The organism is Streptomyces viridosporus, assembly GCF_002078235.1.
Classification (GTDB): domain Bacteria; phylum Actinomycetota; class Actinomycetes; order Streptomycetales; family Streptomycetaceae; genus Streptomyces; species Streptomyces viridosporus.
Genome location: NZ_MSGP01000124.1, coordinates 1 through 21643, shown reverse-complemented (window position 1 = coordinate 21643; position 21643 = coordinate 1). Strand labels below are relative to the sequence as shown.

Sequence of the window (21643 nt, the reverse complement as noted above, 5' to 3'; positions counted from 1 at the left end):
TGGGGGTCGGGATGGGCGGGCCGAACAGAACGGCCCGGGCCACCGAGGGGGTGAACACGGCGGTCAGCGGTGCGGACAGGCTGAGTACGGCTCGGAAGACGGCGCCAACCACGGGGTCGCCGGGGTAGCGGTCCTGGACCCGGCTCAGGTACCAGTGGGCCGCGCGGTCCGCGGCGCGGACGGCGACCGCGTTGCCGGTCGCGCCGGGCATGCGCTTGTCGGCTCCGGCCGAAATGTCCCACGCCTGCCGGGACGAAGACAGCAGCGCCCGTTGGACGCGGCGCGTCGTGGGCGTACACCGCGGGCCGGCCAAGACGTCGCGGAGCGCGACCGCGTTCATGGCGGCGACGGTCATGCCCTGCCCGTAGATCGGGTTGAACGTGCACAGGGCGTCGCCGACTGCCAGGAATCCGGCCGGACGCCGACCGGGCAGGTCGTAGCGGCGCCGTACGTTCGCGGTGCGGCGGAACCCGGAGACCGGTGACAAGGGTTCGGCCGTGCTCAGCCACCGGAACACGAGCGGGTGCGGCAGCTTCTTGGCATAGGCCGCGAACTGCTCCTCATCCGTGGGCGGTTCGTCGCCGCGGAGGCCGGACAAGGTGACGAGGTGGGTGCCGTCTCCCAGAGGCAGGACGACTGCGCCGTAGGTCTGGGATGGATTGGGGACGATGTAGTAGCCGAGCGCGTCGGTGCCGAGGATGCCGTCCTTGTCACGGTAGACACGAGTTGCGTACGCGAGACCCGTGTCGATGGTCTCCTCGTGCGGGGCTTGCGCTCCGAGCGCCGTGAGCCACTGCGGGGCCTTCGTGCTCCGGCCGGAGGCGTCCACGACCAGGTCGGCCTCGACCGGCCGGGACTCCGCACGTGCCGTGTCGCCGCGTTCGCGCAGCAGCACGCCACGCACACGTGAGGCGTCCCCCAGGAGACCGACGGCAGCCGTGCCCTCCAACACGTTGATCAGCGGGTTGGCGAGAACCCGTCGCCGTACGAGATGTTCGAGCTGCGGGCGGGAACCGGTGTGGTAGTACGCCGATGCGGGCAGCCGACGGAACCAGCGCCCGTTCTGCCACTGCACCATGTCCGCGGGGATGCCCACCCGGGGCGCTCCCGCCTCCTGCAATTCCTGCAGGAATCCTGGTAGCAACGTTTCCAGAGCCGTCTGCCCTCCTTCCAGCAGGACGTGGATGTGCCGGCTCTGCGGCACACCGGGACGTGGCTCCGGTGCCTCGGAGAACCGATCGCGTTCGACGACGGTCACCCGGTCCACGTGGGCGGCGAGGACGTGTGCCGCGAGCAGGCCCGCCAGGCTGCCACCGACGACCACCGCATGGCGTCCGCCCCAGCTGCTACCCGACTTCACGTTCTCCTGCGCAGCGTGCATCGGTTCCGCTCCCCCTGGCTGGTACATCGTGGGAAAAGCACCAGTATCGCGTTTCGTGAATGGTGGATGATTGCGTTTCGGCTCTTCTGGGACCGCGTTCCGATGACCGGTTCGGTCGGTGCGACCATCCGCTTCCCGATGAAAGGCGGCTCCGTGACTGGCTGTTCTCAATCCGTCCGTCTGGTCGGTCCACGTATGTCTTCGGCGTGACCGACGGCGACCCCGAGGACGAAAGCTGCCCCAACGGACGGCGTCCCCAGTCCCGTTCAGGGGGCATTGTCACGTTGTTGAATTTGCAGATTCCTGATGGTGTGTCGGGGCATGGTGGGCGTGCGGTTGGGGTCTGTGTCCAGGCCGTGGCGGGCTGGCCGGCGGCGCCGGTGGTCTGGCCCCAGATGGCGAACCGGATGATCATCTCGGCTAGGTAGCCGTGGGCGGTCATCAGGTGGCAGGGGCCCGAAGCGAGGTGAGATGCCACTGAACGATGCCGCTGAACGCGAACAGGAACCGCTGCGCGGTGCCAACCGACCGGAAAGCCCTTCATCGCGCTCTACCTTCCTTCCTGGGTCTGCCCCAGCCACTCGTAGGGTTGCGGCACCCAGGGGAGCTGGGTGTGGCTTTCATCGCGCTGCCGTCCGTGGCTTCGAACGCTTGGCCGCCCGGATCCCTACGACGACTCGGCCGCCGATTGGGAAGTGCGAGAAGGTCGCTGTGTAGAGCAATGCCGGCGAGGTCGTCTCTGGTACGCAAGGCAAGAACGACCTCTGGGAGCACGATGAGCCGGATATGGGTGGGAACCGACTGTGGCAAGACCCACCACCACTGCCTGATCCTGGACAGCGAGGGCGAGGTCCTGCTGTCGCGGCGGGTGGCCAACGACGAGCCGGAGCTGCTGCAGCTGATCGCCGACGTCCTGGGTCCCGCAGGCGGCACTCCGGTGACCTGGGCCCTGGACATGACCGGAGGCGAGCCAAACCTGCTCATCGCGTTGCTGGCCGTCCACGGCCAGGAACTCGTCTACATCCCCGGCGTCGCGGTCAACCGGGCCACCGACGGCTACCGCGGGGTGGGCAAGACGGACGTCCGCGACGCGCGGGTGATCGCCGACCAGGCCAGGATGCGCCGCGACCTGCTGCCCGTCCGTCTCGACGACGAAGCCATCGTCGAACTCCGCCTGCTCACCGACCACCGGGCCGACCTGGTCGCCGAGCGGACCCGTGCCACCAACCGCCTGCGATCCCTGCTGAACAGCATGTTCCCGGCTCTGGAACGGGCCCTCGACCTCGGCAACACCGGGCCGCTCAGGTTGCTGACCGGGTATCAGACCCCTGCAGCCATCCGCCGAACGGGCGCCCGACGACTCGCAACGTGGCTGCGCAACCGCAAGGTCTACCCCCCGGACACCCTCGCGGCGAAGGCCGTCGAGGCCGCCGAACGGCAGCACACCGCCGTCGCCGGGGAGAAGGCCATCGCGAAGATGGTCCACACCCTGGCGGAGGAGGTGATGACTCTGAACGAGAAGATCGCCGAGACCGACCAGCTCATCGAGGGCCGGTTTCGCGAACACGAACTCGCCGAAGTGATCATTTCCATACCCGGCATCGGTCCGACCCTGGGGGCTGAGCTCCTCGCCGCCATCGGCGGCAGCCTGGACGCCTTCCCAACGGCGGACCGCCTCGCGGCCTTCGCCGGCGTGGCCCCGGCTCCCCGGGACTCGGGCAAGGTCAGCGGCAACCTGCACCGCCCGAAGCGCTACCACCGGCGCATGCAGCGCGTCTTCTACACCTCCGCACTGGTCAGCATCCGCTACGACCCGAACTCGCGGAAGTTCTACGACCGAAAGCGTGCCGAGGGCAAGCGACACGTCCAAGCCGTGCTCGCCCTCGCGCGCCGACGCATCAACGTGCTGTGGGCCCTGATCCGTGACGGACGGTGTTACCAGGTCACACCGCCCGTCACCCCGGCGGCTTGACATCAGCATTGGGAAGCGTTCCCGCTGCCGGGTGGGCTGATGGCTGTTCTCCGCCCGGTTGTTGAGGTACTTCAACTGCCGGTGCTCGACGGAAGGCATGACCTCGCGGTGGGCCGCACCGTAGGAGCGCAGCTTGTCCGTGACGACCACCCGCGGCACCGCGCGCGTCTTCTTCAGCAGGTGGCAAAAGAAGCGCCGGGCGGCGGCGGTGTCCTGCTGGGCCCGCACGCCGCTGGGTCCTCCAGGAACAAATATGGACCAAACTCCTCAACGAGGCCGGATTCACCCGCATCACCACCGAGACCCTGCCCGCCGGAGACGGACCTCGCGCCGCCGAAACGCTCCTCGTAAACGTACGTCGAAGTTGACGCCCAAACAGCCGCTTCCAGCACCAGGGATTCCCTCTGCGAGCCCAGGTCCGCAGCCGACGCGAGGACGTGGCGAACACCCAGCACCGTGTGCCGGCATGGGCCTGCCTCATCCGCTCGGGGGCGCCGCGGCGAACGGCGGATACGGGCGCGCATCCCCATGAGGGGCGGCCGCCGGGGAAAGGGCAGCCACGCGGGGTTCAGCCGTGAGCTTCGCGCAGGGTAAGGAAGCCATGCTGGCTCTGCTGGCGGCGGTGGAGGACCACCAGAAAGCACTGGACGATCTACGGCTGATCTATGCCTCACGAGCCGTCGAGAAGGGCGCCGGCCTCGCAGACCTCGGACGTGCATGGCGCGTCTCGCGGCAAGGCGCCCGGACCGCTGGAGCGTTCTCAAGCACCGGATCCGCCCGGACACCCCCGGCAGCGTCCCGACACGCACTACCTCAACGGTATGCACTGAGCGGCCAAAGGCCTACAGAGTGCCCGAATGGGCCTCGGGGTCGAAGACGTTCAGTGGTGCACTCGGCTGGGAGGTGGACGTCTGGCGCAGTACCTGTGCCAGGTCGCGGTGTATCCGGTCGGCTTCACCACGGACCTGGACGGGGACGTCGCCGCGTTCGGCGACCAGGCGGTCGTAGACGGGGGTCTGCTGGAACACGGTGGGGCGATTTCCCTTCAACGGGCAGTTCACCGGACTGGTGCAGCATACGGGTCCGGGGTCCGTCCGCTTTGGAGCAGGTGTTCAGGCCAGGACGGCGGGGGACGGCAGCCTCGGTCGTCCAGTCGCCGTAGAAGAGCACGGCGACCAAGCGGACATGGCCCTCGGGGAGCTGACCGGCGCGGCGCTTGGTGCGGGCCTTGGCGAGCCGGGCGCCGATCTTGACGGTGTCGCCGTCGACACGGATGGTCTCGCGGGCTGCGGGGCCCGGCCTTCGCGGTGGAGGAAGAGCTCCAGAAGCTGGACGGTCTGCTCGAAGGAGCGGCGGTCGCGGCGGGAAACGCATGCCGTGCCGCCACTGACACGGTCCGGCCCGGTCCGGGGCCGTCCGTCCAGCGGCCGGGGAACCCGGATCCGGTCCAGGACCTCGATCAACTACGGGCGTCGTCTCACTGGCTCGACGTGACCAGGAGGGCCATGGGACGGCGGCCTCCCTCATCGGCGGGGTGACTCATGAGGCCGCTCCCTCCAGCACCGTGATGCCGGCGATCGGCGGCCGACCGTACAGGGCGAGGATCTCGTTGGCGAGGGCGATGGTCCGCAACGGGTTGTCCCGCTGCCGGTGGGCCTCGATGCCCGCGGCGAGAAGCCCGGTGGGCACGGCCCCCGCATCGAGGAGGACACGCCACTCCGCGGGTGGGAGTTCCAGATACTCGAGGTGGGTGAGCCGGGCGATCTCACAGGGATCGGCGAGAGTACCGGGATAGGCAGAGAGGGTCCGCAGGCGCGGCAGGCCGAAGACGGGGGCGAGGCTGAGGGGCTCCTTCTCCCAGACCCCGATGCTGAGAACCTCCAGGCCAGGGTGGGCGGCAGCCTCGATACTGGGGAGGGAGGCGCGATTGACGTGGGCGACGAGTGGAGGCCGTTCGGTCCTTCGGACCGGCCGGCCGTCGAAGTGACGATGGACGACCATGTCGGTGAGGGAGTCGGCGATCAGCCCGGCACCGATGCTCCCCTCGTGACCGATGATGATCACCTGCCCGACGTGCCCGTCCGGACCCGGTGTGAGGTCGACGGCGATACGGTCCCCGCCGCCGTTGTCACCGAAGACGATCCAGCCCGGCGAGCCGACAAGCCCCTGCACGGCGTCCTCCGGCCCCGTCTCGACCGCCTCCATGGCGCCGAACCGCCATAGCACATGCCGGGAAGCCGCGTCGGCGACGTACACCTCGCCGAGGGGAAGGAGTTCGCAGCCGATGGTGTCGTACGGCTCCTGGTAGTCGTCCCAGTCCTCGTACCGGCCCCGGACGACCTGGTACAGGGCCCTCAACTCGGCGGGCAGCGGCACGCCCAGACGCGCCTCGACCGCTGCGATCTCCTCCTCGGAGGCGCCCACCGCGTCCGGGAGCCGTTCGCGAAGAGTGCGTTGCAGCAGTTCCACGTCCGCGGACGGAGCCGGTACCGCACCCGGCACCGGCTCGGGCAGGCGGCGCACCGGCTCGGGCAGTGCCCCGTCCGCGAGGAGAAGCGTGCCCGGGTGCGCGGTCGCGATACCCGGCTCCGCGGAGGAGCCCAGGTCGATCAGATGCAGCCGGACACCGCCGGGAGCGGAAGAGGGCTCCACCACGAAGGAGACACCGTCGCTCCCGTCCTCCTTGAGCGCTTCGACGATCCGGCCCACGGCGTCGAACTGCTCCTGGTTGTCGGAGACCTGTGAGGCGCGTCCCGGCTGCGGCGGCCGGTGCGGCAGCGGAACACTCCATGCCCCGGGACTGATCTGCCCCGCCACATGCCCGCCGGGCGCGGTGAGCGTTTCCGCGTGGGCGACGCGCAAGAGGCGCAGTAGGGGTTGCCAGGTGGTGAAGTCATGGAGCGAGGGCACGAGAAGACCTCCTGAAGGTGTGCTCGCTGATTCTGGATCATGGGCGGGGCGCCGACAACACGAGGCGCCCCGGGACGGAAGCGACCTGGGGGAAGGAAACCTGCCTTCGGTCTGCGGTTCGGCGCCGTCGCCGGCAGATCTTGGCCCGGACCCCGGACCCCGAATCCTGGAACGTCCGTTTGTAGATGGGCGGACGGCCCAGCAGCTTCTGAGGGTGGCGAGGAAGGTCTCAGCCGCACAGCTGGGCCCCGGCGTGAAAATCGGAGCCTATCTACGCACGACCTCATGGAATCTGGCAGTCGATACGCTGCGCGCCCAGAAGCGGACCGATCTGATGGGTGACACCACGCTTGTGGCGGCGCCCGACCCGCGGGGTGAGGACATCGATCCGCTGAAGAAGCTGGTCCGGCCCGCGATCGAGGCTATGCCGCTCAGCAGGCGCCGCACGGTCGTGCAGTTGCAGAGCCAGGGTCTCGACGACGCGCAGATCTCCGAGGTCCTGGGCATAGCCCCGGACCGGATGCACCGGGACCGGTACGCAGCCGTCAGCGAGTTGCGCAGCGAGCTGGGCACCTTCATCCGGGATGGGCATCGCAAGAAGACACGACGCGCGAAGAAGGACAGGTGACGGTTGTGCGCCGCTTCACTGAGGGCAGCGACGGCCGCCCGGCGCCGGCGGTCCCGGCCGAGCTGCTGACACTCATGGACAAGCGCGCCGGGCCCTCCGACTTCTGGGCTCGTCCCGGCGAGTTCGGCCCCCCTGAGCCACCTGTACGAGCTGGACATCGAGGCGCGCCGGCAGGCGAACTCGTGGTACCGGCTCGGCTCCAAGGCTCTGGGCCGCGACGAGCTGTCAACGGCCGCCGACTGGCTGGGATCGGCGGCCGCGGCCGGCCATCCAGGCGCGTTGTTCCGGCTCGCTCTGGTCGCTCTCCGCTCCGGTAAGGGCCGGAAGCGACGGCGTGAGCGAGATACGCGACGTCGTCATCATCGGCTCCGGTCCCGCCGGATACACCGCCGCCCTCTACACTGCCCACGCCCAGCTCAGGCCCCCGACTCTTCGGCAGCAGCATCGTCGGCGGCGGGCCGCTGACGACGACCGAGGTGGAGAACTTTCCCGGCTTCCCCGACGGCGTCGACGACCCGGCCCCGAGGGAGAACATGCTGGCCCGGGCCGAGAAGTTCGGCGCCCAGATACTCGACGACGACATCGTCTCCGTCGACCTGACCGGCGCCATCAAGCTGCTGACCGACTCCGCGGGCACCGTCCACCGCGCGAAGACGGTGATCACCGCGACCGGCACCTGCGGAGGTTCGGCATCGAAAGCTTCTACTGCCGTCCGGGCGTCGAGGGCGTCCACGAGAAGGGCGGAGTCGAGAGACAGATCGGCTACTTGCGCCGCAACCACTTCGTCCCGTTCCCGGAGGTGTCCTCGCTCGCCGAGCTGAACGAGGTTGATGATCAGCCGGATAACCTGCTGGCGATGACCGCCGTTCTGGCGACGCTCGAGCAGGAGCTTGTCATGGTCTCCTCCGGCCGGGAGGCCCTCAAAGCTCTGCTCGATCACGACGACTTCGCCGTCATCATCATGGACGTGCAGATGCCGGAGATGGACGGCTACGAGACCTGCGCTCACATTAAACGCCGCCCGAGGACCCGGGAGGTCCCCATCATCTTCCCGACGGCTATGGACCCCGGATCCGAATACTCCGCCCGCGGGTATGCGGCCGGCGCCGTCGACTACATAAGCAAGCCCTTCGATCCGTGGGCCCTGCGTGCCAAAGTCGCCGTGTTCACCTCCATCTACCTCGAGCGACACAGCCAGTAGACTCCGGCAGTCGCAGCACCGCCCGGTCCCGTACACGAAGAAGGTACGGGGCCGGGCTTGCTTGCTACGGCGCCGGCCGTGCACTCGGCCCCTCTGTCGGCCGGAGGCAGCGGTTATTCGCCCTCCGCGCGGCAGGCTGAGACCGGCATCAGTCCATGAAGTACGCCTTCTCGCCCATCATGAAAGGCGCGTCGACCGGGCCCTTGATGTAGGGGCCGCGCCAGACCACGCGGTGCTCCTAAGCACTGGAGTACCACTATTGGACCTTGTGCATCTGGACGGTCCACCGGTGGTGGTAGGCCCGGCTCGTCCCGCCGCCCTCCGCCGAACGCTGTGCGGGCACCTGATTGGCGAGCCGGATAACACAAACATCAAGGTCCGTCGGCTGCGCCCCAGGCCGGTTTCGGGGGCTGTGCTCGCAGGCCTCCCGTGGGGCGTCGAGGACAGTGAGGCTTTTCCAACCTCATGCTGAGGCGGCGACGGTGACCGTGCGGGGACGAGGAGGAGGATGTCAGGAAGCGTCCTCCGACGTCATCGCGGCCAGTTCTCGCAACCGTTGGCAGTACCGGAGTTCCATCCCGTCGGAGATGAGCGGAAGGACCTTGTCAAGGTCTGCAAGGCAGTTGAGCAGTATCTGCGGAGCTTGCGCAGCAGCCGCCAGGGCTTCAGGGCGGCCATCGCCTGCTCGCCAACCGCGCGGATCTTGGCGTGCGAGACGTTCACCGCCCGCTGGCCCTCGGAGAGGTTGTCCCAGCGGCCCCGGTAAGGGACGCGTACCGTGCCACCCGCGCCCTGATAGTCCTTATCGGCCCAGCGCAGCGCACGCCGGCCTCCGCCAGCACGTCGATGACACCGTGGGTGCGGGCCGAGCCGACGAGCGCTTTCGTGGGATGCAGGCGGCGTTGATGCACGTATCGCCGGTCTTGTCCTGTTCCATCATGGCGACCTTCCAGCCCGCCTTGGTGTGGTCCATCGCCAGCGAGTTTCCCGTCTTGTCGCCGCCGATCACCAGCAGGTCGACGTCCTGGACGTCCTTCTCACTCATGGGGCCTCCCTGCGGGGATCGGCACGGCTTTCTTCCGCGCGGCGACGCACGGAGTTACGCCGTCTCTGCGGAAGGAAGCCCGAAACGGGCCCGGTCCTTCTCGGGGACGAGGTCCAGGTATGTGCCGGTGTCCCGGGTGATGACCTTGCGGACGTAGGGGTAGTACGGCAGGACGGCGAGGTTGCGGCGCCGGGCGTCGTCGAGGGCCTCGGCGACCAGCTGCCCGGCCAGGCCCCGGCCGCCGAACTCGGGAAGGGTCTCGGTGTGGGTGAACGAGATGCTGCCGTCGGCGTGTTCGTAGACGGCGAAGCCCGCGAGACGGCCGTCGCGTGGATCTCGTAGCGGTGCTCGGCGGGGTTGTTGCGGGTGTTGGTGCTCATGCCAGGCCCTCCTGCGCGGTGGCCGTCCGGGGAGGTGCGGTGGCCACCTGGGGCGGTACGGGGTGGCGGCTGACGATCGACACGCGGTTGAAGGCGTTCATGGTGAGGGCGACCCAGGCGACGGCGGAGATCTCCTCCGGTGTCAGGTGCCGGGCCGCTTCGGCGTAGTCCTGGTCCTGGACTCGGGCGTCCGGGAGCACGGTGACGGACTCGGCGAGGGCGAGCGCGGCCCGTTCCCGGTCGGTGAACAGGCCGGCGTCACGCCACGCGGGCAGGACGGCGAGGCGCTGCGTGGTCTCACCCCTGCGCAGGGCGGCACGCACGTGCAGGTGCAGGCAGGAGGCGCAGCCGTTGATCTGGGAGACACGGATGTTCAGCAGCTCGACCAGGGTGCGGTCGAGTCCGGCCGCACGGGCGGTCTCCCGTACCGCCTTCGCGGTCTCGCGCAGGGCCCGGTACGCCTGAGGGCTCTGCCGGTCGATCCACACCCGGTCCCCGGGCGGTGTCGTACTCATCGGTCCCCCGGGGTTTGCTGCCAGTGGGGGGCCTTGGCCGGGATGAGGGGCAGGGAGGACGCCACGCGGCCGAAACGGTCGTCCTGGCGGGCCCAGGAGGCATAGGCGGCGTCGATCTCCTCGCGGTCGCGGCCGACGAAGTTCCACCACATGAGGATCGGTTCGGGGAAGGGCTCACCGCCCAGGAGCATGACCCGGGTGGGTTCGCGGACGTCCAGGGGGAGTTCGTCCCGTCCTTCGCCGAGGTAGCCGAGGCGCCCGGGGCGCAGGGGCTGGTTGCGGACGGCGGCGGCACCCTGGAGGACGACGAGCGCGTACTCCCAGTCGGGGCGCAGGGGGACCGTGGCCGGGGCCCGCAGGTCCAGTTCGACGCCGACGAGCGGGGTGTCGTGGCGGGCCGGGCTGCTCAGGCCGCCGAAGTCGCCGATCAGGACGGTCGCGGTGCCCGCTCCGGCGTCGAGGTCGGCCCGCGGCAGCTCCGCGTGGTGCTCGAAGGCCGGCGCGCCGTGCCGGGTGCTGTCCGGGAGGGCGGTCCACATCTGGATGCCCTCCAGGGTGCCGCGGTAGTGGCCGGTGGCCTCCTCCGCGTGGGAGACGGCGCTGCCGGAGGTCATCAGATTGAGCTGGCCCGGCTTGATGACCTGCTCGGAGCCGAGGCTGTCGCGGTGCAGGACCTGGCCGTCGGTCAGCCAGGTGACGGTCTGCAGGCCGATGTGGGGGTGCGGGCCGATGTCCAGACCGCTGTTCTCGGTGACGTCGGCCGGCCCCATGTGGTCGGCGAAGCACCAGGCGCCCACCGTGCGCCGGCCCCGGCGTGGCAGGGCCCGGCGCACCCGGATCGCGCCGACGGTCGCTTCGCGGCTGTCGCTCACCTCCAGGCAGGGCGGTTCGGGATGGCCGGAGTCGACCTGATCGGCAGGCGCATCGACCGTACTGACCGGTCCGCTCATCACAGGACCTCTTTCCTGTGTGTCGGTGTCTTCTGGTGACCGGGCCGCCAGGGGACGCGGTTTGCTTCCGGCGTGTCCGTGGGCGCTTGTGTCCACCATGACGTGCAGTCCACGGTGGAAGTACCCGTTTGAGCGTGCGGCAAAAGGCGACCCCCGCCGGCCGGCGGGGGTCGCTCGGATCCGCGACGGTCCGTCGGCCGCACCCCGTTGTGCAGCCGACGGACCGTCGCTGGTCCCCTCCTGGGCAGGGGCCGGGTCAGGCGGCGGCGAGGCCGGCCTTGAGGGCGGAGGCGATCTTGACGACGCGCTCGGCCTGGACCCGGGCGGCGGCGCGGGTGGTGTCGTCGACCGGGTTGTTGCCCTGGGCGTCGACGTGGGAGGTGCCGTAGGGGTTGCCGTCGGCGAACTTGGCGGGGTCGGTGTAGCCGGGGGCCACGAGGATGCCGCCGAAGTGGTGGACGGAGTGGTACAGCGCCAGCAGGGTGGACTCCTGGCCGCCGTGAGCGGTGGAGGAGGCGGTGAAGCCGCTGTAGACCTTGTCGGCCAGCTTGCCCTGGGCCCACAGGCCGCCGAGGGTGTCGATGAACTGCTTGAGCTGCGAGGCGATGTTGCCGAAGCGGGTGGGCGAGCCGAAGAGCACGGCGTCGGCCCACTCGATGTCGCCGGGGGTGGCGACGGGGATGTCGGCGGTGGCGGCGGCGTTGGCGGCCCAGGCCGGGTTGGAGTCGATGGCGGCCTGCGGGGCCAGCTCGGCGGCCTTGAGCAGGCGGACCTCGGCGCCGGCCTTCTCCGCCGCCTCGGCGATCTCCTTGGCCATCTCGGCGACGATGCCGGTGGAGGAGTAGTAGACGACGGCGAGCTTGGTCTGGGTGCTCACGGCTGCGGTCTCCGTTCGGTTGGTGTCGTGTGTGCGGTTACGGCTGAAGATGCCCATGACAGCTTTCGTTCTGGTGCCGAACACCCATCGCCGGGTGTTGGTTGAACCGTAAACCATCATGCGGATGTCCGCATCCTCCAGGGCGGGAGGCTGCAGGCCCGCGAGTTGGTATAACGTTCAACTAAATGGCGGTCCGACGGCCCGCCTCCACCGACGACAAGGACACCGTCATGGCCTCCGCCCTCGACGTCCGCCGCGCCGGCGAGCGCTTCCACACCCGCGCCGGCTGGCTCGACTCCCAGCACTCCTTCTCCTTCTCCCGCCACTGGGATCCCAAGAACACCCACTTCGGACTGCTGCTGGTCTCCAACGACGACGTCGTCGCGCCGGGCACCGGCTTCGACACCCATCCCCACCGCGACATGGAGATCATCACCTGGGTACTGGACGGCGGCCTGGTCCACCAGGACTCCGAGGGCCACAACGGGGTGATCTACCCGGGCCTCGCCCAGCGGATGAGCGCCGGCACCGGCATCCTCCACAGCGAGAAGAACGACTCCTGGACCCTCACCGGCGAGCCCGCCCACCAGGACCCCGTCCACTTCATCCAGATGTGGGTCATCCCCGACGAGGCCGGCATCAAGCCCGGCTACGAGCAGCTCGACATCAACGACGAACTCGCCCGCGGCGGCTGGACCACCCTCGCCTCCGGCCTGCCCCGGCACGCCCACCAGCGCGCGATCGGCATCCGGCAGAAACACGCAGCCCTGCACGTCGCCCGCATCCGCCCCGACGAGACCCTCCCCATCGTCACCGCCCCCTTCACCCACCTCTTCCTCGCCCGCGGCAGCGCCACACTGGAGGGCGCGGGCCCACTGGCCACCGGCGACGCGGTCCGCATCACCGGCGCGGAGGGCCAGCGCATCACCGCCGGCCCCGACGGCGCCGAGGTCCTGATGTGGGAAATGCACGCCGCCGTCACCACGGCATGACACGCGCACCAACCGGCGCAGTCGGCCTGTGGGGTACGACCTGACGAAAGTTTCCGCAGTGCGGCCGGTTCAACGCAGCCCCGCCCCGGGGCCGAAGACCGGCCGGCGGAAGCGGACAGCGCATACGGGCTCCGACGCCGAACGCCCAGGCCGAGAACTGGCAGGCGTCGCTCCGGTCTCCCGGGCGTCCCGCGCAAGGGTCGGCGTCTGCGCACCGTCGCGCCCCAGGCGCCGCCACACCGCCGCGTCCGCGCCCCGCTCGCACAATTACCCCGACGGACACGGCCTGGCCGTAGCCCCGGGCCGCGATCCCCCGATGGTGGGTGTCGTACCGGCGGGCGCCCAGGAGCGACGGGCCGCCTCCTCCGGCAACACCCATGTGGGCTGCCTTCGCGGCCGTGGTGCCGGCGGACACGAACACGAGTGGCGGTGTGCCCTCCCGGCCGGTCGGCGGATAGATCCGGCGCCACAACCGCTTCTCAGGGCTGACGTGCTCGGGCTGCCGGACCGTCGAGAATGCACGGATCCCCCAAAATTTATTCAAACCTGAACATGTTAGAGGAGGTAGGACATCTCCCTCCCTGAAGGATGACCCCATGAACCTGTTCAACCGCAGCCGCGCCACCGCTCCCGCACCGGCCACCAACTCGGCCTTCGTCCCGGACACCTCCCGGTTGACCGGCGTCTGGACCATCGACCCCGCGCACAGCAGCATCGCCTTCGTCGCCCGGCACGCCATGATCACCAAGGTCCGCGGCACCTTCGAAGACTTCGACGGCCGCCTGTACCTGGACGGCGAGCACCCCGGGTGCTCCACCGCCGACATAATCGTCAAGGCCGCCAGCCTCCACACCCGCCAGGAACGGCGGGACCAGCACCTGCGCAGCGCCGACTTCTTCCACGCCGAGGCCCACCCCGAACTGTCCTTCCACAGCACCTCCGTACAGCAACTCTCCGCGGACACCTACCACCTGACCGGTGACCTGAGCATCAAGGACGTCACCCGCCCGGTCGTCCTGGACCTGACCTTCACCGGCACGGCGACCGACCTCTTCGGCAACGAGCGTGCCGGTTTCGAGGGCTCCACCACGGTCGACCGCACCGACTGGGGCTTGACCTGGAACAGCGTGCTGGAGACCGGCGGCGTGCTGGTCGGCGAGAAGGTGAAGCTGGAGTTCGACGTCTCCGCGATCCGCGCCGCCTGACCACCACCCCCGCTGCGGGAGGCGGCCGGTCCGGCCGCCTTGAGACCCACGGGCAGGCGATACGAGCACGAGCCACTCCGATCACGGTGGCATCGTGCCTCGGCCCCGCCTGTCCCTCCGGCTCCCGTGGCGCCGCGGACCTGAAGGGGCCGGTTGCATCCAGAGAAATGGTGTCTGGGCCACCCGCCGGCGACGCTCCCGCTTCTCGCCCCCGCCGGGATCTTCGCGATGACGTCCGCGAGCAACAGGCCGTCTTCGGCAGGCCCGCCGACCGCCCCGGACGGTGCGGGGAACGCGCTGGAGTCCGGCGTACCGGGCTTCGCGTCGTCTCCGGTGAGTTGCGGGTTACAGCTGACCGGCGAGACCTCAAGAAGCGCGGCGGCGAGCGGCATGAGGCGGTGGCGGGGCACGGCCGTGCTTCTGGAGGTGAGACAGCGATAGCGCCTCATGTTCCCAGGCCGGTCGCGATGCGTGACAGCCGGTCATATGCGTTGGTTGTAGCCCGGATTCGATACGGCTGAGGTTCTACTGGTCAGGTCGTACGAAGTCGCCCGCACAGGTGGGGGCACCACAAAGGGCGTCCGAAGCCGCGCCCGGGCTGTTCACCGATCATGCGGGGCAAGAGGGATGTGGGGGTTGGCGGCCGTGCGCCGGCACAAACGTGCTTACCCCCTTGGCTCTGTTCGCAAGAGCGGGCTCTGGCCCAGCTTCTGGAGCCAGAACCCAAACCGGCGCAGTCCTCCGCCGTCCCGCAGCGGTCTTCGCGCGGCCCTCTCCCGGGCGGTCGCGGCTGCGGTGAGCGCCTCAGCGGCCCGCTGCTCATCGAGTGCGCGCCCCGTGGCGGACGTCTGCGTCTGCGCCGCGAAGCGCTCCGCCTCTGCCCTCAGCGGCCTCGCCGCGGGCCCGGGCCGCGGCCGGGTGCTCACCGGCGGTCTTGATGTTCACCCGGTGATTGCGGCCCTCAGGCGCTCTTGCCGAGCAGTCCGCACAGTTCTTGGTCCACATCGATCAGTCGCGTCTCGTGGCCCGGGGGCACCAGTCGGTAGGTCCGCTGCAGCCACCGCTCCAACACGGCGGACGGGGCCTGGAGCAGGACCTGCCCGTCCGGGGCGGCCAACGCGATGCACAGCATGCGGCGCGCCCCGGTCCCGGCGGGCCAGATCCGCACGTCGCCCTGCCCACAGGGCCCGAACGCGCCCTGGGCCAGCAACTCGCGGGCGAACACCCAGGTCACCGGGGCGTGCGTGCCGACGTGGAAATCCACGTGGACGGCGTAGGGGTCGCGCGGGTCGTAGGACAGTCGGGTCGCTACGCCGATGCTGTGACCCGGCGCGACCAGCAGGCGCATCTCGCACTCCTGCTCGACGAAGTTCTTCATGGGGTTTCTCTTGTTCTCTCGATCCGGACAGCGCTTGCTGGAGGCTCTCCCCGGACGGTTCTTTCGGCGGCCTTGGTGCGGGTGCCGTGTCCGCCCGCTGCCCGCCGCCCGTGCATCCGGGCGATGAGATGACCGGGGCGGGGTGCGGTGCGCCTGCAGTCGCACTGCGCCCCGCCCCTGGTGGTATGGCGCATCCCGTCCGGTCACCTGCTGCCGGTCTCGGCCACGGCCGCTCATACACGACGCCGTTGTCGGACATGAGCCATGCGGACGGTGCGTGCGGCTGATCAGCGGACCGGTGGTTCCGGCCCCCCGCCGTCAGCGGCGATCGCCCCCGCGGTCCCGGTCGTGCCGGTCATGCCGGTCCCAGTCGTGCCGGTCACGGTCATGCCGGTCACGGTCCCAGTCATGCCGGTCGTTGTCCGTGGCGTAGGAGCCGGTGACGACGCGCTGGGCGTCGGAGTGGGGCGATGCCGAGGCGGTACCGCCCGCGGCGAACACCGCGCCCGCTACGACTGCTACCGAGGCGGCCGCGGTGACGACGCGCCTTCCGAAGATGCGACTCATGATCACTCCTCCTTGAATGCCATGCCGACGCCCCGCCCCGCGGGACGTCGGACGGTGCGCCGAGGTGGTGGGGCACCGCCGAAACTACGCCGGTCCGGACCATCAGCCTCATGCGGGCCGGCAGTTCCAGTACGGCCTCCCGCAGAGCGGAGACGTCCTCCAGGTAGCCGCGCTGCCAGTTGCTGCGCTGTCCGTACTCGGCGACCAGTTCGGCCAGCAACTTGTCCACCAGGCCGTCCGGGACAGCCATGCCGATGACGAGCGTCCCTGTTCGCTCGACGGAGGAGAAGTCCGGCTATGCCCCCGCGGCCTCGTCACGACTACCCCGCAGCACTTCGCCGTGGCCTCCCGCGCAGCTGGAATAGACCACGCCGAGAGTTCCCCGCCAGCCGAATATCCAGCAGGGACGCACCGCCCTCAGCCCGTATCCGCCAGGTTCGATCTGGTGTGCCTTGAAGAGGCGTAAACGCCGGTTCCTCGCGTACTCCTTTCCGTCTCGCTCGCCGGACCCACGCCATCTGGCAGTGCTGACCCGTCCCGGCTTCGTCGAGGCCGCTTCCACCCTCCCCGGCACCTCCCGGATCAGACTGCCCCCAGCTCCAACCTCCCTGCTGCGACCGGACGTTGGTGGTGGTCTTTCACCTCCACTCGAACAGCAAGCACCTCACGGCGCACACTCCGGGAAGCACAAGCGGCACGGGATGAACGTCCAGGTCCTCACGGACCCGTTTGGGCGACTGCCGTGGGTCTCACCCGCTCTGCCCGGCGCCACGCACGACCTGGCCGCGGCCCGCGCACACGGGATCATCGATGCCCTTACGGAGGCGGAACTCACGTGCTGGGCGGACAAGGCGGACCGGGGCGCCGGCCGCTCCGTCCGCGTCCCGTTCCGGGGCCGTCGGCTCAAGCGGTGGAAGCGACGGCACAACACCCCCCACGCCAAGATCCGCTGCGTCGGCGAGCAGGCCATGACCGCCTGGAAAGGCTGGCGCCTGCTGAGGAAGCCGCGCTGCAGCACCAACCGCATCACCGACATCGTGAAGGCCGTTCTCGTCCTTCACCACGCATCAGCCTGAGATTGAAAACGGCTCAGTTATACTTCGTGTCCCTCCTTTCAGAGGGGTCTCAGAAACACCCCGGCAGGTTCCGACCAGCCGGGGTGTTTCGCTGTCATGAACCACCGGCCGAACCGTGGAGATAACTGTGATTGTCTTCAGCAATCGTCGGGGCCTTGATGGCTACGCTGCCGGTGTGGGCGACAGCGAGCATGGCGAGGAGCCGCGGGTAGTGCTGGTGCGCCCCTGCTTGAGGGAGGCGTCCGGGCGGGCCTGAGCCGACGCCTTGATCTGGTCCGAGGTGAGCGCCGTGTCCGGCGCGGGCCACAGCAGGATCACGCCGACGACAACGGCCGCGCACACCAGGGCTGCGGCGGCAGCTTTCCCCCTGATCGACATGGGCCGAGAGGGTAGCAACTGGGGAAAAGACCAGGTCAAGCTCATCGGAGTACAGTGGGACACGTGGAGTTCTCTGCGGGCTGCAAGGAGCGAGGCATGATCCATTCAGCCGATATCCGCGAGTGGCGCAACCGCGACGTGATCGATCCCCAGGGCCACAAGATCGGGGCCCTGGAAGGGGTCTACGTGGACACCACCACCGACGCGCCGTCCGTCGCCACCGTCCGCACCGGACTGCCCACCCGGCAGCGACTCGTCTTCGTCCCCGTCGACGAGGCGACTGTAGGACCCGGTTACGTGCGGGTGGCGTACTCGAAAGGGCAGGTGAGGAAGGCACCGTCGATGAGCACGGACGACGTCCTGCCAGCCGACCGGGAAGAAGAGATCTTCAAGCATTACGACAGGCCCTACGAGCCTCGTGCCGACCGCGGACGCCGCCTCGCGCGCCGTTGACCACCGGGCGGAGGAAGTGAGCAGCCATGTTGGCGCTCTTCCTGTTCCTGATCCTCGTCGCGATCGTCCTGGGGTTCGTCGGCGCGGTGCTGAAGGGTCTGTTCTACCTCCTGATCATCGGCGTGGTGCTCTTCGTGGCCGACCTCGTGCTGCTGAGCGCGCGCTGGTCCCGGAGATCGCACCGGCACCTCGTCCGGTGATGACGCCGCGCGCGAGCCGTTGGCCTTTATGGGGGCCGTTTCAGGGATCACTGACTTCGGCTCGTCAAGGTGACGCGAGTTCGTCGAGGGTCATACCGGTGCCCGCTATGAAGCCGTCGAGGGCCTCGAGCTGGTCGAGGGCGACGACGGCGAGGTTGGCCAGGCTGCGCTCGATGTGCGCCCACACCCACTCGACGGGGGTTGAGGTCGGGCGAGTAAGCGAGCAGCAGGAACACCGTCAGCCACTCGCGCTCGGCAATCAGCTCACGCATGGCGTGGGAGACATGGGTGTTCAGACGGTCCCAGACCAGCACGATCGGTGCCTTGACCAGTTGGTGGACGCCGTCAACGAGTGCGATGAAGTCGCGCTCGCCCATGCTGCGGCGTGCGCCGTTGCCCGCTCGGTGGGTGCGCAGTCGGTGGCACAGCCGAGTGCGGGAGCCGGGCCGCATGGCGATCAGCCCGGTCACCGACAGCCGTCCCGAGCGTCGCCCGCTGACGGTCACGACCGGGGTACGGCCGCGCCGGCCCCAGGTGCGTCCTCGGGGCGGCTTTCGGGTGAAGCCCGCCTCGTCCCCGAAGCAGACGTAACCCTCGCAGGCCGCCCGGGCTCTTTTACCTCCGCCCACGTCCCCTCCTTCCACGCGGTCACGGCCTGCTCGTCGCGCTCGGCGACCCGCCGTGCGGGCACCTGCGGGCTGAAGCCGAGCCGATGCATCAGCCTCGTCGCACCCGAGACGCTGTAAGAGACGTGGAACTTCCTGCCGATCAGCGTGGCCACCCGGGCGGCGGTCCACACCTGGTCCTCCACCCAGCCGTGCGCGGCAGGACCCTGCTCCAGACACACGGCCAGTTTCTCCGGACAGCGCGGGGACAGACGGCAACGAGATCCATTCGGGCCACGGGAGGCCAGAGCCTGCGCACCGCCGTCCCGCCACAACTGGTGCCACTATTAGCCGACTTCGGGCTCACCCGCAGGCGCCGCGCGACCTCGACCGGCTTGATCTCCTGCTCGAACACCTCGGCCGCCTGCATCCGTACCGACTCCCGGCGCCGACGCCCCTCAGCGGTCAACCCGCCCCCATCGCCATATCTCACACACCACGGGATACAGCCACCGCTCCGAGCCCATCAGGAACTTCACCAAGATTCACCCTGACGAGCTGAAGTCAGTATCGGCGTCCGCCGAAGCGGTCGTCGTGGATGTGTCCGACGACGGCGGCGAGCTGGTCGGGCTAGGCGAGTTCGGTCAATCCGTGCACGGCGGCGTCCATGCCGACGACCCAGGTGACCATCTGGTCTTCGAGCTGTAGGTGGGTGCCGACATGGTGAACGAGGTCTGGTCGTACGGCCTCGGGGAAGAGCGGAAGAGCCACTATCTCAACTGCCTGGACCACTACTCCTTCCGGCTGCTGGAGCTGCCCGGCGGGATGCGGCCCTTGCGCGCACCGGATGCCGCCGAGGGGGAGTGAGCGCCCGCGCCCGAGCGACTGACCCTCGAGTGCGCCTATCCGCTGGCGACGTCGAGTTCGTCGTACGTGCCGGCCGTGTAGTGGCCGGCATATTGCACACCAGCTCGTAGCGCCCGGGGCGGAGGGTCAGGGTGGTCCAGCCGACCGTGCCGGAGGTGATGCCGTCGCCCGCGCCGCGGCAGCTTCGCGAGGCCTCGCCCAGGCTGCCCGCCTCACTGACTTTCCCGTCCGAGCCCACCGGCCGTTCGCCAAGGCGATCGGGCTGCGGTGGCCGAGGCGGGAGTGGCGGCGTCGGGTGTTGCAGCGGTGCAGCCGGCGGAACGCCTCGAGGCCGTCCCACAATGATCAACTGCTCCGGCGGTCAGGTTGGGGGCACCCACGTTCGGCCTGCCCCTCCCCCGGGCTGCAGCGCGGCCAGCTGTCCGTGCTCACGCTTCGCGGCGCTGCCCTGGGGTCGCCGTGGCCGGCACCGCCGGATGCGGGCAGCCCGCGCGGTGCCCGGCATGACAAGCTGTGCATCCACCACCCGACCTCAGGAGGTCACCATGTCTGCAGAGTTTCCCTCGCAAGAAGGTACGGAGACAGCTGACACCGAAAGCCGTGCCCTGACGCCTGACGATGACGGCCAGTACGACTTGAAGAGCAAGTTCCGGGAGGCTCTGGCGCGCAAGCGAGACAAGCAGGCGCAGGCCGCGGCCCTCGCTGCGAACACCGACGCGTCGAAGGTCCGCGGCGCGCACGGCCCGGCTGCGAGCCAGCGGTCGTTCCGACGAAAGAGCGGCGGCTGAGTTCGAACCGCCGCTGGATGGGACTCGGCGTTCAGCGGTCGGCGGACTCGGGGTAGCGCCGGCGGCGCCGGTACGAGTCGTCGACGCCGATCTCGTACCGGGGTTCGCCGCGCTTCAGACGGGGCAGGGTGTTCACCCACATCTCGATGACGATGCCGCGGACGTCGGTGGTGAGCGCCTGGCGGCGGTTGTCGAGCAGGTGCTCCTCCTTGCCCGCCAGGACGACGTGCGGCCGCGGGAAGACCTCGTGCCAGTACCGTCGAGGTATCGGCCCGGAGGGGGCGGCGAACCAGAACCGGCCGGCCGGCTCGTAGCGGACCGGTCCCTTCGACTGCCGGCACAGCACCGCGTTCTCGTGCCGTAGCACGAGCAACCCGGTGCCCTTGGAAATGTTCCGGCGCAGCAGCACCGCCGGAACGGACAGCAGCTTCCGGGGCACCTTGTACACCAGTGAAACGATCATGCCGGGGTGGTGCCGACCGACGCCGCGTTACCGCCCCCGCCTGCAGCGATGACTTTCCGAGCCCATAGGCCTGGGCGCGTCTTCCGGGCGGTCCGGTGCGGAGCCGCCCGGGACGTCATACGTCCGTGACCCGGAGCCCGGCGTGCGCCTTGTACCGGCGGTTGACCGAGATCAGGTTGGCCACCAGCGCCTCCACCTGGTGGGCGCCGCGCAGCCGCCCGGCGAAGACGCCGCGCATGCCGGGGACGCGGCCGGCCAGCGCCTGGACGATCTCCACGTCGGCGCGGTCCTCGCCGAGCACCATCACGTCGGTGTCGATCTCGTCGATCTCCGGGTCCTGGAGCAGCACGGCCGACAGGTGGTGGAAGGCGGCGGTGACCCGGGAGTCCGGCAGCAGCGCCGCGGCCTGCTCGGCGGCGCTGCCCTCCTCGGGCCTGAGCGCGTAGGCGCCCTTCTTGTCGAAGCCGAGCGGGTTGACGCAGTCGACGACGAGCTTGCCGGCCAGTTCCCCGCGCAGGGACTCCAGCGTCCTGGCGTGGCCGTCCCAGGGCACGGCGACGATCACCACGTCGCTGCGGCGGGCGGTCTCGGCGTTGTCGGCGCCCTGGACACCGTGCCCGATCTCCTCGGCCGCGGCCCGGGCGCGCTCGGCCGCGCGGGAACCGATGATCACCTTCTGGCCGGCCCGGGCGAACCGGAGGGCCAGGCCCCTGCCCTGCGGTCCGGTGCCGCCGAGCACGCCGACGACGAGGCCGGAGACGTCGGGCAGGTCCCAGGGGTCCTTGGCGGGGGCCTTCGCGGGGGGCGTTGCG

General features: G+C 69.6%; 20 protein-coding genes and 6 pseudogenes. 10 read left to right on the top strand and 16 right to left on the bottom strand.

Annotated features, from left to right (window positions below; translation table 11 throughout):
• Positions 1–1381 (bottom strand): FAD-dependent oxidoreductase (locus tag B7L92_RS09440; protein ID WP_170102189.1); only part of this gene is annotated, 1381 nt, incomplete at its 3' end.
• A 775-nt stretch (positions 1382–2156) separates the two neighbouring features.
• Between B7L92_RS09440 and B7L92_RS09435 the strand changes: the two genes are divergently transcribed.
• Positions 2157–3353: an IS110 family RNA-guided transposase gene (locus tag B7L92_RS09435; protein ID WP_081236975.1), complete on the top strand. Its 1197-nt coding sequence runs from the start codon at positions 2157–2159 to the stop codon at positions 3351–3353.
• 15 nt (positions 3354–3368) lie between these two features.
• Here the strand turns inward: B7L92_RS09435 and B7L92_RS09430 are convergent.
• The 4 genes and pseudogenes from B7L92_RS09430 to B7L92_RS09410 form a co-directional block, all read right to left on the bottom strand.
• Positions 3369–3581: pseudogene (locus B7L92_RS09430) on the bottom strand (DDE-type integrase/transposase/recombinase); the annotation flags it as partial.
• A gap of 614 nt (positions 3582–4195) precedes the next feature.
• Positions 4196–4381, bottom strand: a complete 186-nt coding sequence (locus B7L92_RS09420) for a hypothetical protein (protein WP_081236972.1) — start codon at positions 4379–4381, stop codon at positions 4196–4198.
• A 321-nt stretch (positions 4382–4702) separates the two neighbouring features.
• Positions 4703–4890: pseudogene (locus tag B7L92_RS42140) on the bottom strand (IS5/IS1182 family transposase); the annotation flags it as partial.
• Positions 4891–4892: 2 nt separating this feature from the next.
• Positions 4893–6263, bottom strand: coding sequence for an SMI1/KNR4 family protein (locus tag B7L92_RS09410; protein ID WP_081236971.1), 1371 nt, complete (start codon positions 6261–6263; stop codon positions 4893–4895).
• A 214-nt stretch (positions 6264–6477) separates the two neighbouring features.
• Here B7L92_RS09410 and B7L92_RS09405 point away from each other — a divergent pair, with 214 nt between their 5' ends.
• Entirely contained in the window at positions 6478–6891 is a 414-nt protein-coding gene (locus B7L92_RS09405; RefSeq protein ID WP_255310836.1) for an RNA polymerase sigma factor, read from the top strand.
• Positions 6892–7225: 334 nt separating this feature from the next.
• On the top strand, positions 7226–8092 hold the full coding sequence (locus tag B7L92_RS42135) for a response regulator (RefSeq protein WP_255310835.1): 867 nt from the start codon (positions 7226–7228) through the stop codon (positions 8090–8092).
• Positions 8093–8623: 531 nt separating this feature from the next.
• Here the strand turns inward: B7L92_RS42135 and B7L92_RS09390 are convergent.
• The 5 genes and pseudogenes from B7L92_RS09390 to wrbA all read right to left on the bottom strand — a co-directional run.
• A pseudogene (locus B7L92_RS09390) lies at positions 8624–8958 on the bottom strand (transposase family protein); the annotation flags it as partial.
• Positions 8959–9191: 233 nt separating this feature from the next.
• Positions 9192–9500 (bottom strand): annotated as a pseudogene (locus B7L92_RS09385) (GNAT family N-acetyltransferase); the annotation flags it as partial.
• A 13-nt stretch (positions 9501–9513) separates the two neighbouring features.
• Positions 9514–10032, bottom strand: a complete 519-nt coding sequence (locus tag B7L92_RS09380) for a carboxymuconolactone decarboxylase family protein (RefSeq protein ID WP_081236969.1) — start codon at positions 10030–10032, stop codon at positions 9514–9516.
• Positions 10029–10982, bottom strand: a complete 954-nt coding sequence (locus B7L92_RS09375) for a pirin family protein (RefSeq protein ID WP_081236968.1) — start codon at positions 10980–10982, stop codon at positions 10029–10031. The genes B7L92_RS09380 and B7L92_RS09375 overlap by 4 nt, the downstream gene beginning before the upstream one ends.
• A 256-nt stretch (positions 10983–11238) precedes the next feature.
• Complete coding sequence (gene wrbA, locus B7L92_RS09370) at positions 11239–11859, bottom strand: NAD(P)H:quinone oxidoreductase (RefSeq protein ID WP_081236979.1); 621 nt, start codon at positions 11857–11859, stop codon at positions 11239–11241.
• A gap of 230 nt (positions 11860–12089) precedes the next feature.
• Here wrbA and B7L92_RS09365 point away from each other — a divergent pair, with 230 nt between their 5' ends.
• Positions 12090–12851 (top strand): pirin family protein, encoded by a 762-nt coding sequence (locus B7L92_RS09365; RefSeq protein WP_081236978.1) that lies wholly within the window; start codon positions 12090–12092, stop codon positions 12849–12851.
• A gap of 596 nt (positions 12852–13447) precedes the next feature.
• Positions 13448–14056, top strand: coding sequence for a YceI family protein (locus B7L92_RS09360; protein ID WP_081236967.1), 609 nt, complete (start codon positions 13448–13450; stop codon positions 14054–14056).
• A gap of 961 nt (positions 14057–15017) precedes the next feature.
• Here B7L92_RS09360 and B7L92_RS09350 read toward each other — a convergent pair.
• Together B7L92_RS09350 and B7L92_RS41505 are read right to left on the bottom strand one after the other, a co-directional pair.
• On the bottom strand, positions 15018–15434 hold the full coding sequence (locus B7L92_RS09350; RefSeq protein WP_081236965.1) for an SsgA family sporulation/cell division regulator: 417 nt from the start codon (positions 15432–15434) through the stop codon (positions 15018–15020).
• Positions 15435–15752: 318 nt separating this feature from the next.
• Entirely contained in the window at positions 15753–16001 is a 249-nt protein-coding gene (locus B7L92_RS41505; RefSeq protein ID WP_159461016.1) for a hypothetical protein, read from the bottom strand.
• 629 nt (positions 16002–16630) lie between these two features.
• Here B7L92_RS41505 and B7L92_RS09340 point away from each other — a divergent pair.
• Positions 16631–17077 (top strand): annotated as a pseudogene (locus B7L92_RS09340) (transposase family protein); the annotation flags it as partial.
• A 162-nt stretch (positions 17078–17239) separates the two neighbouring features.
• Here the strand turns inward: B7L92_RS09340 and B7L92_RS09335 are convergent.
• Positions 17240–17455, bottom strand: a complete 216-nt coding sequence (locus B7L92_RS09335; RefSeq protein ID WP_143626274.1) for a hypothetical protein — start codon at positions 17453–17455, stop codon at positions 17240–17242.
• Positions 17456–17551: 96 nt separating this feature from the next.
• On the opposite strand from B7L92_RS09335, the gene B7L92_RS09330 reads away from it, so the two are divergent.
• A complete protein-coding gene (locus B7L92_RS09330) occupies positions 17552–17908 on the top strand; it encodes a PRC-barrel domain-containing protein (RefSeq protein ID WP_081236963.1) in 357 nt (118 codons plus the stop codon).
• Between the two features lie 26 nt (positions 17909–17934).
• The gene (locus B7L92_RS40595; RefSeq protein ID WP_159461015.1) at positions 17935–18108 is read left to right on the top strand and encodes a hypothetical protein; all 174 of its coding nucleotides are present in this window, start codon (positions 17935–17937) and stop codon (positions 18106–18108) included.
• A gap of 64 nt (positions 18109–18172) precedes the next feature.
• Here B7L92_RS40595 and B7L92_RS43845 read toward each other — a convergent pair.
• Positions 18173–19206, bottom strand: a pseudogene (locus tag B7L92_RS43845) (IS630 family transposase).
• Positions 19207–19433: 227 nt separating this feature from the next.
• On the opposite strand from B7L92_RS43845, the gene B7L92_RS40590 reads away from it, so the two are divergent.
• The gene (locus tag B7L92_RS40590) at positions 19434–19580 is read left to right on the top strand and encodes a hypothetical protein (RefSeq protein ID WP_159461014.1); all 147 of its coding nucleotides are present in this window, start codon (positions 19434–19436) and stop codon (positions 19578–19580) included.
• A 545-nt stretch (positions 19581–20125) separates the two neighbouring features.
• Positions 20126–20368, top strand: a complete 243-nt coding sequence (locus B7L92_RS09310) for a DUF5302 domain-containing protein (RefSeq protein ID WP_081236962.1) — start codon at positions 20126–20128, stop codon at positions 20366–20368.
• A 31-nt stretch (positions 20369–20399) separates the two neighbouring features.
• Here the strand turns inward: B7L92_RS09310 and B7L92_RS42120 are convergent, their stop codons facing one another.
• Positions 20400–20831 (bottom strand): hypothetical protein, encoded by a 432-nt coding sequence (locus B7L92_RS42120; RefSeq protein ID WP_081236961.1) that lies wholly within the window; start codon positions 20829–20831, stop codon positions 20400–20402.
• A gap of 115 nt (positions 20832–20946) precedes the next feature.
• The coding region (npdG, locus tag B7L92_RS09300; RefSeq protein WP_107501421.1) for an NADPH-dependent F420 reductase at positions 20947–21643 on the bottom strand (697 nt) is incomplete at its 5' end.